At 41.4% G+C, this 13,853-nt stretch carries 12 protein-coding genes; 10 read left to right on the forward strand and 2 right to left on the reverse strand.

What is annotated here, in order from left to right:
- Nucleotides 1–276 precede the first annotated feature (276 nt).
- Nucleotides 277–5,850, forward strand: a complete 5,574-nt coding sequence (locus VR862_RS10915; protein ID WP_324721004.1) for a PAS domain S-box protein — start codon at nt 277–279, stop codon at nt 5,848–5,850.
- A 191-nt stretch (nt 5,851–6,041) separates the two neighbouring features.
- On the opposite strand, the gene VR862_RS10920 is transcribed toward VR862_RS10915, so the two are convergent.
- On the reverse strand, nt 6,042–6,815 hold the full coding sequence (locus tag VR862_RS10920) for an XRE family transcriptional regulator (protein WP_324721005.1): 774 nt from the start codon (nt 6,813–6,815) through the stop codon (nt 6,042–6,044).
- A gap of 171 nt (nt 6,816–6,986) precedes the next feature.
- Between VR862_RS10920 and VR862_RS10925 the strand changes: the two genes are divergently transcribed.
- Nucleotides 6,987–7,397, forward strand: a complete 411-nt coding sequence (locus VR862_RS10925; RefSeq protein ID WP_324721006.1) for a hypothetical protein — start codon at nt 6,987–6,989, stop codon at nt 7,395–7,397.
- A gap of 201 nt (nt 7,398–7,598) precedes the next feature.
- Here VR862_RS10925 and VR862_RS10930 read toward each other — a convergent pair whose 3' ends face one another.
- Nucleotides 7,599–7,820: a CDGSH iron-sulfur domain-containing protein gene (locus VR862_RS10930; protein WP_324721007.1), complete on the reverse strand. Its 222-nt coding sequence runs from the start codon at nt 7,818–7,820 to the stop codon at nt 7,599–7,601.
- Between the two features lie 142 nt (nt 7,821–7,962).
- Here VR862_RS10930 and VR862_RS10935 point away from each other — a divergent pair, with 142 nt between their 5' ends.
- The 8 genes from VR862_RS10935 (at nt 7,963) to VR862_RS10970 (ending at nt 13,852) form a co-directional block, all read left to right on the forward strand.
- Nucleotides 7,963–8,562 carry a transcriptional regulator gene (locus tag VR862_RS10935; RefSeq protein WP_324721008.1) on the forward strand — a complete coding sequence of 200 codons (600 nt, stop codon included), beginning with the start codon at nt 7,963–7,965 and terminating at the stop codon, nt 8,560–8,562.
- The gene (locus VR862_RS10940; RefSeq protein ID WP_324721009.1) at nt 8,559–9,275 is read left to right on the forward strand and encodes a DUF3307 domain-containing protein; all 717 of its coding nucleotides are present in this window, start codon (nt 8,559–8,561) and stop codon (nt 9,273–9,275) included. The genes VR862_RS10935 and VR862_RS10940 overlap by 4 nt, the downstream gene beginning before the upstream one ends.
- 23 nt (nt 9,276–9,298) lie before the next feature.
- Nucleotides 9,299–9,448 (forward strand): hypothetical protein, encoded by a 150-nt coding sequence (locus VR862_RS10945; RefSeq protein ID WP_324721010.1) that lies wholly within the window; start codon nt 9,299–9,301, stop codon nt 9,446–9,448.
- A 26-nt stretch (nt 9,449–9,474) separates the two neighbouring features.
- Entirely contained in the window at nt 9,475–9,597 is a 123-nt protein-coding gene (locus tag VR862_RS10950; protein WP_324721011.1) for a hypothetical protein, read from the forward strand.
- A gap of 91 nt (nt 9,598–9,688) precedes the next feature.
- Complete coding sequence (locus VR862_RS10955; RefSeq protein ID WP_324721012.1) at nt 9,689–11,176, forward strand: GFO_1087 family putative carboxy terminal peptidase; 1,488 nt, start codon at nt 9,689–9,691, stop codon at nt 11,174–11,176.
- Nucleotides 11,177–11,797: 621 nt separating this feature from the next.
- The gene (locus VR862_RS10960; RefSeq protein ID WP_324721013.1) at nt 11,798–11,947 is read left to right on the forward strand and encodes a hypothetical protein; all 150 of its coding nucleotides are present in this window, start codon (nt 11,798–11,800) and stop codon (nt 11,945–11,947) included.
- Nucleotides 11,948–12,306: 359 nt separating this feature from the next.
- Nucleotides 12,307–12,888, forward strand: coding sequence for a fasciclin domain-containing protein (locus tag VR862_RS10965; RefSeq protein WP_324721014.1), 582 nt, complete (start codon nt 12,307–12,309; stop codon nt 12,886–12,888).
- A 169-nt stretch (nt 12,889–13,057) separates the two neighbouring features.
- Nucleotides 13,058–13,852, forward strand: coding sequence for a membrane lipoprotein lipid attachment site-containing protein (locus tag VR862_RS10970; RefSeq protein ID WP_324721015.1), 795 nt, complete (start codon nt 13,058–13,060; stop codon nt 13,850–13,852).
- Nucleotide 13,853: the final 1 nt, after the last annotated feature.

Genomic DNA, 13,853 nt, shown 5'->3' on the forward strand with positions numbered 1-13,853 from the left:
TAATTAATAGAAGATCAATTCCTTATATAGTGAAAAAGACATTTTAACCTCCATAGTTCTTTGCCCTCGCGTTTTATTGCTCAAAACCGCAGGTATAGCTTAAATGTTAAGGTAATGCTAAGTGCTGAAGGTGCTATAAAGAACCACATCAATTTCCATTAGTTTTACTTATATTTCCCTCCGGGATCTTTTAAACGCATTTTAAGTGCTCGCCCCTCTTGCGACCAAAGATGCCTTTTCGATTAGCCCCCGAGTTAGATAATTTTTTGATATCAAATGACAGACCCCGATAAGCCTCAGGATCATTCTGAAGAAAATAATTTTCCAAAGGATTTCGATTTTTTCGAAAAAGTAGCCGATCTGAGCTCCAATATATTATTTGTTGTAGACCTTCAGAAGAAGAAGGTGGTATATATAAGCAAAAAGGTAAAGGAACTTCTGGGCTATGATTCCAACTACCTCGTTAGCCGCGGAACAGAGATCTTCAGGGATTTTATTCATCCCGAGGATTATGAGGCACGCATGAGAAGCCTTGAAAAATGCCTATCTCTTTCCGAAGAGGAAGAATGTGAGGTAGAAGTGAGAATACGTACTGTTGACAATAAGTGGGAATGGTATCTACTTACCGAAAAAATATTCAAATCCAATGAGCAGGGGGAAGTAACACATGCCATTGGAACTGCCCAGAATATTCATGAACAAAAAATAAGTGAGGAAAAACTCCGGGAGGAACACAGGAGGTTAAATGACGCCCAAAAGATTGGCCGTATAGGTAGCTTTGAACGGGAGCTTCCCGGGGAGATCATGCACTGTAGCGATGAAATGTACAGGATCCTCGGGATCGAACCCCGTCCCCGGGGTCTACCAATTGATGAATTCTACACCTTTGTTCATCCTGAAGACCAACAGGTCCTCAAAGATGCTGTGGATAAAACCCATTCCACCGGAAAGGCCTTTGACACCATCACGCGGATTGTTCGTCCCGACAAAAGCATAAGGCATGTTCATCGCAAGGCCGCCATTATTAGGGATGATAAAGGCAACCCCCTAAGGGTATATGGTACTTTGCAGGATATCACCGAACGTGTGAAAGCTGAAGAGGAGAGACATAAAGCAGAAAATCTTATGCGCTCTACCGAAGTTCTTGCCGGCATGGGTAGTTATGAGGTAGAGATTGATACCAACACCGTTTTTTTCTCTGAAGGTCTGTACCGGTTGTTTGGAGAAGAACCGGGTTCCTTTGTTCCTTCCATTGAATGGATCGATGAACGCTCGCATCCAGATGATGTTCCCATGATACACGACATCATTGAAAAGGCAGTTGAGACCAATACTCCTTATAAATATCATCGCCGTATCTTTTCCAAAGATGGTAAAGTGCGAAATCTTGAAGTCCACGGTAGGTTCCTCAAAGATGCAGATGGCGGGTCTCCCAAGATCATTGGCCTGGTACAGGATATTACTGAGAAAAAAGAGGCCGAAAAAGAGTTGCGCAGGAGCGAAAAGCGCAGTAAAAATTTACTGGAAGTTTTACAGAATGCACCCGATGCTTATCTCGTACTCTCGAAGGAACTTAAAATAGAAATGGCCAGTGATGCTTATTTGGAGGCCACAGAGACAACACGTGAGCAGATCATTGGAAGACATCTTTTTGAAGTATTTCCCGATAATCCTGCTGCTCCCGATGCTAAAAGTGTAGAGAACCTGGGCGCGTCCCTGGAAAAGGTTCTGGAGACAAAACGGGCCCATCGTATGGCTATTCAACAGTACGACATACGGGACAAAGATGGAAAATTTATAGAAAAATACTGGAGCCCTACCAACACCCCGGTTCTTAGCCCCGAGGGAGAAGTGGATTATATCATCCACAGGGTCCTCGACGTGACCGAGATCAAAAAAGAACAAGCTGAAAAAAGAGGTCTTAGCTCAGAAACAGAAATGCTCAAGACTTCCCTGGAAGAAATAAAACATCAGGCTAAAAAACTAAAAGAAAATAAAGCCCTGTTACAGTCGGTTTTTGATGCTTCCCCTAACTCCATTATACTTTATAAGATCCTGTATAATGATAAAGGTGGTGTGGAAGATTTCAGGTTTATCATGGCCAATGCCTTTAATCATCTAAAATTCGATCTCCCCAAAAATATTATAGGTGAGCGATTTTCAGAAGTTTTTCCGCATGTAAAGAATACGGTAGTTCTTGAAGAATTCCGAAAAACTGCCGAAACCGGAGAGCCGGGAGATTTTGAAGTTTGGTACGAAGGAGATGGATTTAAAAGCTGGTTCCATTTTAGGCTTACCCGGCGTGATAAATATCTCGTGGCTACAGCAGAGGATATTACTGAACGCAAACAAACAGAAGAAACTGTTCAACAAATGTTGAACGGGTCCATTTCTTCCATTACACTCCTGGATTCGGTAAGGGATGAGAAAGGGAGAATCATTGATTTTGAATTTAAAGGAGCAAACAAAGCCGCAGAAAAGGTAAATCGATTAACTAAGGATCAACTTGTAGGCGGTAGGTTGCTGGAACTTTTCCCGGGGGTTAAGGAGAGCTTTTTTGAGTCATATGTGCAGGTAGTAGAAACAGGGATTCCTCTGCGGGTACAGCGCTACTATGAAGGAGAAAACTTCGACCATTGGTTCGACGTCTCTGCTGTAAAAAACGGGGATGGCTTTATAATGACCTTCCTGGACATCACAGAACAAAAACGGGCCGAAAACGAGTTGATACAACTAAAAGAAGAATTAACTCAAAAAGCTACAGATAAGTACAAGAAGATCATCAACTCCATGGATGAGGGATTCTGTATCATTGAGATCATTCGGGATGAGGAGGGTAAATGTGTGGATTACAAATACCTCGAGACCAACCCGGTCTTTGAAGAACAAACGGGCTTAACGAATGTATTGGGAAGAAGCATAAATGAGCTGGTACCTAACATTGAAGATTACTGGAAAAAGATATATGGGGACGTGGCCTTAACCGGGAAAGCGGTGAGATTTGAAGATTATGCCGAAGGCCTTAATCGTTGGTTTGATGTAAATGCCTTTAGAATTGACTCCCCAAACGAGCAGCATGTCGCGATCATATTCAAGGACATCACAGAACGTAAAGAGGCCGAAGAACGTCAAAAGTTCTTACTGAAGCTCAATGAAGCCCTTCGCCCTTTGGAAGAGCCTGTAAGAATCCAGGAAGCCGCAATGCAAATTCTGGGAGCTCACCTTGATGTAAACAGAGCATACTTCTCTGAAGTTCTTGATGATGAAGATACACTTGCAGATAGAAGGGGATATGTGAAAGATGTGGCTCCTGTTACGGGGATATACAAGATATCTGACTACAACAAGGAGATGTGGGAAAAACTCAAAAAAGGGGAAACCCTTGTCCTCAATGAGGTGCCATTGAATCTTATGAAGAATGAGGAGGTAGAAGAAGACATCATTAAAAAGGAGATCCAGGCTTATATTGCTGTGCCGCTTATCAAGAACGGAAAATTAGTCGCCGTAATTTCTATACATCAAAAATACCCGAGATCATGGAATAGCCTGGAGATCGCACTTGTAGAAGAAGTTTGTCAACAGACCTGGGATGAAATGCAAAAGGCCAAAGCAGAGAAAGCCTTAAAGGAAAGTGAACAACGCTTTAGAAATCTTGTGGAAGCATCAGCCCTGGCAGTATGGGAAACCCAACCTGACGGTTCTATCGCAGTAGATAGCCCTTCCTGGAGAAGCTTTACCGGCCAAACCTATGAGGAATGGACAGGAAACGGCTGGTTAAACGCCATTTATCCAGATGACAGGGTGCGTGTTATAACTCAGTGGCAAAAAGCGGTAAAAACGCAGACGATCTTCGACATGGAGTACAGAATGCTCAGCTCTTCGGGGAAACCACACTGGACCAATGTTAAAGCTACTCCAATCTTTGATACAGAAGGAAATATTAGCAGGTGGTTTGGAATGAACATTGACATCAACGACCGCAAACTGGCCGAAGAAGCCCTAAAACAGGCAAAGGAAGAAGCTGAAGAAGCTTCAAAAGCAAAGGAGGATTTTCTCTCTACCATGAGTCATGAGATACGTACCCCCTTGAATGCGGTGATTGGTCTCACGAACCTCCTGCTGGAAGAAAAGCCGCGGGAAGATCAAAAGGAGAATCTTGATTCCTTGAAGTTCTCTGCCAGAAATTTGTTGGCCCTCATCAACGACATCCTGGATTACAGCAAGCTGGAAGCAGGAAAAGCAGAGGTTTCAACAACAGACTTTGACTTAAAAGCCCTGCTAAAAGGAATAAAGCAGGCTCATGAGCCAATGGCCAAAGCAAAGGATACTGCCCTGGAGCTGAAAATAGCTAAAGAAACTCCCGATTGTATCGCTACAGATCAACTAAAACTTTCCCAGGTACTTCATAACCTCATAAGTAATGCCGTCAAATTCACTTCTAACGGAAAGGTGAATATTTCCGTAACTCCTTATAAAATAGAAGGAGACAATGTATGGCTTGATTTTAAAGTGACCGATACAGGGATAGGGATTCCAAAAGATAAACTGGAACACATCTTTGAGAAGTTTGCCCAGGCAGAGAGCTCCACTGTTCGACAGTTTGGTGGCACCGGTCTAGGCCTTAGTATTACCAGGCTCCTGCTAGATCTTATGGGCAGCGGGATTCATGTTGAAAGCACCCCCGGGAAAGGCTCTACCTTTTACTTTAGGTTGGGTGTCAAAAAAGCGGAAAAGAAGAACATTTCCATGGAGCTACCCCAATATGACAACAGAGGTGCCCTGGAAAACCTGAAGGTCCTTTTGGTGGAAGATGTTGAGATCAACCGAAGGATCATCACCCAATTCTTAAAAAAATGGTGGCAGCTCCAGCCAGACGAAGCCCGAAACGGTAAAGAAGCTGTACAGATGGCAAAGAAGACCAAATATGATCTTATTCTTATGGACATCAGGATGCCGGTAATGGATGGATATGAAGCAACGCACCGCATAAGGACGCTGGCCGGTTATAACCAGACTCCTATCCTCGCTCTTACTGCCGATAAGAGCCAGGAAGTGCTTCAGGATGACCGGGAAACCAAGTTCAACGGACTTTTGACAAAGCCCTTTGAACCTTTTGACCTGAAGAAAAAGATCCTTTCCCATTTACCCGTAAAAGCGAAGGAAGTTTTGCCTGTTCAGGATAAACCTGCGGCTACAATAGAAAATTCTGCTTTAGAAGAAGAGCGTAGAGATGAGGATCTCATGCTGCTTATCCAAAAGCAACTACAGGAGCATAAACAGAATTTCCTGGGCGCCTTGGATACCGGCTCCTTTCAGAAACTGGATGACCTGCAGCACAAATCGAAGATGCTGTTTGAGATGCTGGGCTTGAAGTCCATCTCCAGGCTCTTAGATAAAGCTGTTGACCACTTAAAAGCAGGGCGGGGAGAAATCGAAAAGCAGGCTTTTCGGAAGGAAGGTGAAACTGAATTTAATATTGCAATAGAACGGGTAAAAGATGAGATCCCTACGCCTTCTTTTGATATTTCCAGATACCTTGCCCTGGCCGGAAAAAATAAGAAAGTATTTCACAAGCTTATCAGCAATTCTGTTAGGACCGTTGAATTGTATAAGAAAGAATTTGCGCTGGCAGCTGAAGGTAAGAATATTGACAAATTATCTGACCTCATTCATAAGAATACAACCTCCTTACACTATCTCCAGGCAAACAGGCTGAAGAAGGAAATCAATGAATACCGGGAACTACTCAGAACGAAAAATGCAGACTCAATAGCACTTAAGAGAAAGGAGGAGGGAATTATTAGGTCCTTCAGTATTCTAATTGCTCAGTTAAAAGCTTTGGAGGAATAGCTAAATGGACTGAATCTGTATGATGCACTCAATTCCCAATTAGTAAGGAGGAACTAATGCAAACTTTACCACAAGCTTAACTTTATGATCAACATTATAGGGTATTTCTAAACGGTAAACAGGAGAATTCCCGGAAACGATCAGCTGGTGAGGGAGAAAAAGACATGTACCGGAAAAACTGGAACAGCAACTTAGTTCTGGCGGGAGTGCAGCTTTTTATTAATGGAAAATAACTCTTTTTTGAGAAGGTTTACCGATTCTTCCAGAGACTTCATCTTTCCTTCTGACACGATTTGATGGTGAGGGACAAGAGCACTCGTGATCTTACCACAAACGATCATTACCTGTTTTATTTCCTGAAGCGGGATCTCAACAGTTGGTTCTGCATCTGATGGATTATCACTGCTCAAAAAGATGCGCTCTCCCTCTAATTTTTCCAACCTCTTTACTACTACCTCCTTACTTGTTATGATAACAACCAGACTTCCGTTAAGCAGTTTCTTGAAATTAGGCTGTACCTGGCATATTAGAATATCTCGGGGAAGTATGGTGGGAACCATGCTGTTTCCTTCCACTTCAAACAATTTTTGATCAAGGGTCGGATTGAAGCCCGGTATCCTAAACCAGTCTGCCTGATCATAATTTACGACTGTATCATTAGTCTCTAAAAATCCTGCCTGAGCTTTTAAAGATATGAAAGGCATAAATCCATTCCCTGTGCTCATTTCTACCAATTGATTATTACCTTTTAAAATATAGTCTGTAGTAACTTCATATAGCCCGCTAAGTCTTATAATATGATCCACCACAATGCCGTTACTGGAATTCTCAATTCGGGAATAAGCCGCCTGAGTAATAGCAAGGTCATTGGCAACAAAAGTTTGGGAGTATTGATGTTTTTTACGCAACTCCCGTATCCTGGATCCAATGGCTTCCCGAAGGGTAATGTTTGAATTCTTCTTCATAAGGTTAATATGGACTTAATTTAGGTAAAGGTGAGGCTTTTTATGATGCATTTTCCGACTTATGACGACGGGTAATAAAAGCCGACAGGAAGGTGTTAATTTTTTGTTAATAATATTTATTTAGACGGGAAAATCTCTCCTGTTATTAATCTTTAATTAACACTTTTACTGATGAAAAAAATCGTACTTCTTGCCCGCCTTCAAAGGCTGCAGGTTATGAATAATCTATTACTATGGGAAGCCCGAAGGAGCTTTTTTAGCAGTAATGATCAAGAGGTTCAATTCCAGTTGCAGGATGAGATTGAGCAGCGGGAAAAAATAGAAAAAGAACTAGGCAAGATCCTAAATACGATGGAAAGAACCCTGGTACTGCCCCAAAGATTAGCGGCAAAATCTTTAGCTCAAGTAGTTAAAGCAGAAGCTCTTTTTCGTAAACGCTTTTCAGTTTCTGAAGCCTCGGTACTCGAACGCATGAATGTGCGGCTTTACTACAAGCTCTTGTATAACCACAGATTACCACATTCCTTGACCAGGCAACTTTTAAAACAGAAGAAAATATTGGAAAATAGATTTCAGGAGTAAGGAAATAATCCTTTATTCCCTTTGTTTAATAAGAATAGAATTATCAGGGATAACGCTTTTCTATTATTTCAGAAGCCCCGTCAAAACACCTCCTTTTGGATTGAAAAATGATCTGGAATAACTTGGGAAGCAATTTAGCCCCATCCTTGATTTCCGACAGGAAAAGCGGGAATTTTTCATGCGTAAAAAAGCCTAAGCGGATCAAGGCTTTTTTGGAAGGTCAAAAGCTTCAGCCTCATGTTCAAAATGTCCGCGATGAGAGCCGTCACAAAAAGGTTTGTTAGCCGATTTCCCACAGCGGCACAGACTCACCTTTTCCCTGCCACCCAGATCATAATTGTTGCCATTCTTATCGACGATCTCAAATTCTCCCGAAACTAAAAGGGAACCATTGCTGTTGACTTTGATTGTTGTTTTAGACATAAGTGCTGCTTTATTTGATTACCTTCAAAAATAGGTTTTTTTAAGGAAGTTTTCCAGCTAAGAATCTCTGAACCGATATTCATGATTATCGGGTTATGATCCGATATTTGGTAATATCGGGAAATTAACCGATATTAGGCACATGATCGCAGTAATAACCGGAGATATAGTAAATTCCCGACAAGCCCCTGTTAATGAATGGTTGTCCCTGCTAAAGGATGGCCTCTACCTCTATGGAAAGGAATCCCGGGACTGGGAGATCTATAGGGGTGACAGTTTTCAGCTGCGCCTTGAGCCAGAACTGGCCTTGGAGGCAGCCTACCAAATCAAAGCAGCTATAAAACAGCATAAAGATCTGGATGTGCGTATTGCCATAGGAATTGGAGAACAGGATTTCAAGGGAAAAAGCATCAGCGAATCCAATGGCTCAGCATTTATTAGGTCAGGATTATGTTTTGAAGATCTCAGGAAACAACTAATGGGAATATCTACAGGAAACAGATCAAAAGATGAAGTTCTCAATTTGCTTTTTAGCCTGGCCTTGCTCACCATGAACAGCTGGAGTCCAACTGTAGCCGCAACCGTTAGCTCATTTTTACAGCATCCGGACAAAAGCCAGACCGAAATGGCGGGAATGCTCGGAAAATCTCAAAGTAGCCTGAGCGAAGCTCTCAAAAGAGGCGGATATGATGAGATCATGCAGCTGGACACTTACTACCGTAAAGAAATAGGCAACTTATGACAGCTTTTGCCTTAAAATTAATATTTGCTCACCTAATGGGAGATTTCCTGTTCCAGCCCGATAGTTGGGTCACTCAAAAAAGGCAAAAAAAGTACCGCTCCCCACTGCTTTATGCACATATAGGGATACATTTCCTGGCCTTGCTCGTACTTCTTGGGTTCCAATTACAATACTGGATAGGGATCCTTGTAATTCTGATCACACATTTGCTCATTGATCTTACCAAATTATATCTTGAAGATCATTTTAAAAAGGCAAAGCTCTTCATATTCGACCAGGTTTTCCATCTTCTTGTGATCGTAGGAGTCATCTACAGCTATTATCCCTTTCAAGTAGATACAGAAACTCTTTATACCCCTGCAATTCTTGCTCTGGGCGTTGCTCTAATTCTTCTTGGTCCATTTGCAGCTGTTCTCATGCGATTGCTTATGAGCAAGTGGGAAATGCCTGAGGACAAAGAAGCTGATTCCCTCCCCCAGGCAGGCAAATACATCGGAATCCTGGAAAGATTTCTCGTCTTTGGGTTCATCGTGCTCCAGCAATGGCCTGCAATTGGCTGGCTTATAGCGGCAAAGTCCATTCTTCGATTCAGTGACCTTTCCAGGGCCAAAGACCGAAAGTTAACCGAATATGTTCTTATTGGCACCCTGTTAAGTTTTGCTCTGGCTATAGCGGCAGGACTTCTTTACCTTTACATAACTTCCAGGCCTTAAAAATTTTTCCTATTTTGAAGTTCATGATCCACCTTGTTTCAAATACTGCATTAGGTTTTGGCATCGTAATGAGCTTAGTCATCATTGCCGTTATGATCTATACCGTGGTGAAGCTCAAGAAACAGGTGAAGAAGACCAAAGAAGAAGAGGAAAAGAAGAATAACCTCCATTAAAACTTCAACTAAAAGGCCTTTCCAAAATGTCATTTTTTAAAGGATTTTCGGCCTTGTCTTTTAATACTGCAGCCAGGGAACAGAAATTACCACCATTGGAAAACCAGCTATATCCCACTGACTACAAGCACGTTAATCACCTCGCATAAAGGGCTTTAACTAAATTGGCATGATTGCTGAATAGTAACTATCCGTAAAGCTTCCCCCCGGCTCTACTTTAACCACAAAAAACCCTCGTATATGAAGATGAAGAATTTCCCCCTGCTATTTGCCTTTTTTGCCCTGATATTTACTTCCTGTTCAAAAGATGATGAGGTCCTGGAGCAAAACCTTACCTCCAAAAATCCTGAAGCACCTGTTGACAACACAGCACTTGAGGTAGAGGACTTTATTTATTCAGGTATGAACGAGATCTACCTCTATAAAGCAGATGTTTCGGTTCTTGCCAATGATTATTTTGATACAGACGATGAGAGATATGATTTTCTTGCGGGATTTACTTCTCCTGAAAATCTTTTTGAAAGCCTTAAATCCAGTAGCGACCGCTTCAGTTTTATGACCGATGACTATGAGGCTCTGGAAGATCGTTTTAACGGAATAAGCAGCAGTACCGCCGGAATGGAATTCGGTCTCGGCCGCATTAGTGGTACCGACTATCTTTTCGGATTTCTAAAATATGTGATCCCTAATACTTCGGCTGCTGAAGCCGGCCTTACCCGTGGAACCGTTTTTACGGAGATCAACGGACAAAAAATGACTCTTAATAATCTCGAATCCCTTCTGAACAATAATACCTTTACCATTAATATTGGAAAAGTTGAGGATGGAACTCTGGTTCTTACAGATGAAACTGCAAGCCTTAGCCAGTCAACTTATACCGAGAATCCTGTTCATGTGGTAAAGACTCTTGACCTGAACGGAAAAAAGGTAGGTTACTTAATGTACAACAGTTTCATTGCTAATTTCGATGATGAACTTAATCTTGCCTTTGCAGAATTAAAGAGCCAGGGTGTGAGCGAACTGGTATTGGACCTTAGGTATAATGGAGGTGGAAATGTGGAGACCGCGATTGACCTTGCCAGCATGATCACCGGCCAGTTCAACGGACAGGTTTTTATGAGGGAGCAGTGGAATGACGAGTACCAGGCATATTTTGAAGCCAATGAACCCGAAAGACTTACACAACTTTTCAACAATAAGATAAGAAACGGACAAACCATCAACAGCCTAAACCTTTCGAAGGTGTATGTCCTGACCACAGAAAGTACAGCCTCGGCCAGTGAACTTATCATAAATGGACTGGAACCTTATATAGATGTAGTGCAGATTGGGGAGCCCACCACCGGTAAATTCCAGGCTTCGGTTACTTTGTATGACAGTGAAGACTTTACAAAGTCGGGAGTTAACAAGAATCACACCTATGCCTTACAGCCACTCGTATTGAAATCGGCTAACGTTGATGGAAAGTCAGATTACGTGAACGGACTGTTTCCAGATGTGGAGATCTCAGAAAACATCAATAATCTGGGGACATTGGGTGATCCCGAAGAGCCTTTCCTAAAGGCTGCTTTAAATCATATGCAGGGAATTACCATAAGTGCAACAACATCTGCACAGCAGAAGGCTAAAGAGAGCAACTTGAAGATCGTTGGAGATGGCGATATGTTCCAACCAGATTACCAGAGAATGTACCTGGACAAAGTTCCCGATATTCTCAAAAGAAAATAGAAAAACAAAAACCTCTCCCGGCGAGAGGTTTTTTTGTCCCTACCTGGATTTTTGCGGAGATAGCTCTCTTAAATTCTACATATTCTGTAGAAATTTTCATCAATTCCAATCCTCTGGTTCGATGAACGGCAGAAGAAAACAGCTTAAATGCAAAGTGAATTTTGAGCTCCAGCCGAGTAGTTGAAAATCCTTACAACCCACACAAACTGTAGGAATTACAGGCTGCCAAAAACTTTGAAATTTTGATATTTCTTAATTTTTAAGAACAATTTTATAGTATCGGCAAAGGTTGTCCGGAAATTGTGGAATTAAAATTGCCCTTCTTCCTGTAGAACCAATACCGAACGTTATGAGAACATCAGAAAAGCAAGTTAAAAGAAGAGATTTTTATCAGGCTTATGTTTCGCATATTAACTGGGACTGGCTTTTTTTAAGAGGACAATTTGTGTTTCTGGCAATCCTGCTTCTCGGTCTGGCTGCATTTCTACTTTGGTTTATTCAGTAAGAGATCTACTACATTTACTGTAAATTGTTGTTAAACCACCTATTGAGCAGAAACAAACCTTTTTTCATAACGTCTTTTAAATAAGCTGCCCCCTTTAAAGTAAAAATGAAAAGGCTATGGAAATATATAAAAGAGTTGGCAAGAGGTATTTGAATAATTATAGAAACTACATTAACCGGGACTCCCGGTTATTGAAGGCACAGCTCCTCTTTGGCCTATTGGGTATGGCAGGAATTATTCTGTACTATCTCATATTGAGCCAGTAGGATCCTTTAAGGTTTCTTCACTGGGTTTAGCCCCTCGAAAAATTCACCCTCGGTTTCATAGTCTTGTTATTCTCCTATACTTCTTTTGATGTTTAGAATCTCCCGTCGGGGAGGTATTTTATTTGAACAGGTTTCAACCTGTTCCCTTTGCCTATCCTTTGTTATGAAATTACATACGTTTATGAAACAGAGTTAATTTAAATTCACTTTAAAAGATCATTCTGTTCTAATTTTTTGTTAATTACTTAAACAATAAGGATAACTTATTTATCTTTAGACCATTATAACCTTTAACTCTTTTAATTATGAAAAATGTTTTTCTTACCTCATTGAAAAAATTGTCAGTAAACATGTTATTTATGGCAGCACTCTCTTTGGTTTTCTTCTCCTGTTCAAAGGAAGAAATGAATGAAACTGAACTTAATGCCGGCCTAGAAATCCAGGCAGCAACCAAATCTGATAAAGCAGCTCCCGCACCGGGTGATATGTCAATTGGTGAATTAGCTGTAGCCGAACCAGAGTTTAGTGAACTTGTAGAGGCCCTTTTATACGTAGATAAAGAATTGGATACCCAATTGATTGACATGTTCTCAAATGGAAGCGATCAATATACTGTCTTTGCTCCTACAAATGATGCTTTCTATCATCTCTATGATACCTTAGATATTTCAGACAACGATATTTCTAATCTCTCTGCCACTCTAGTACTTGACGTACTTTTCTACCACGTAGTAGAAGGACGTAGAGCAGCTAACAGCGTTGTTCCCAAAAAGAACTTAAAGCAGATCGAAACTTTGCTGGGAGAATCCTTCTGGATCAACAAAGATCAAGATATAATGGCTATTGGCAATGAGGCCAAAATTGAAGCAGCAAACATTTCGGCCTCCAACGGGATAATACATGTAATCGACACGGTACTTTTGCCAATTGAACTTGAATAATAAGATTTGTAATGCCACCCGGTAAAGTTCTGCTAAAGGCTGTTCTTAGGAACAGCCTTTTTTCTTTTTGCCATGTTTAACTCTATTGTTTTAAAAAAACTTTATCCTCCTTTTTACTTGCACAACAGAAACTTAAAACAGCTATATTAGCTCCATCATGAATTAGACAATGAAGAAAATTTTTAGTGCCATTTTGCTGACTATCCTGTTAGCGTCCTGCAGTTCTGAATCCAATTCCCCAAACAAAGAAACTCCTGTAAAATTTGAAGTAGATCTTACCCCTTCATCACTTTCTCCTGATGTAGATGAAACGGCAGTGGTAAGTTTTGCTACCGATACTCCTTTATCTGAGATTAAGTGGGTGAGAGAAAATAGTAGCAGGGCTTATTCTGCCTTTGATGGAAGAACACTTGAACAGGATATTCAGCTCTACTTCCAATTTCCATTTCCCGGCACTCAGCCTGTGATCCTGGAATTTAAGGATCTTAACGGCAAGGTCCTTAAAAAGGAACTCACTTTTGAGGTAATTCCCGGGAATACCGTCCAGATCACCAGGATTGAACTGATAAAATTTTATGACCGGGGAAATGCCTGGGATTCCGAAGCAACCGGTAAAGACCAACTGGCTGACCTAATTTTTGCTCTGGAAAAAGTACACCAGACAGGATTTGTCAAAAATGAACTGCGTACCGCTATCTGGTTCATTTCAGAAACTCATGAAAACGAAAGCAGCCTTAGCTGGGATCTTACACAAGAGGATCTTTATATCAATCCTGTTTATGGATTTGATTTTAGTCTCGGCGATGTCGATGACGACGGGATGAGCCAGAACTTATTGCTGGACAGGCTTTCGTATAAGGTCGAACTTCGCGATAGGATTGAAGCCCGCCCCGAAACTGTGGAACTCATTGATGAGGCTGTTGACCTGCATGTTGTCTTTCATCTTAACTGGCCACAACAATAAG

This window comes from Salinimicrobium aquimaris (genome assembly GCF_035607535.1).
Taxonomy (GTDB): Bacteria; Bacteroidota; Bacteroidia; order Flavobacteriales; family Flavobacteriaceae; genus Salinimicrobium.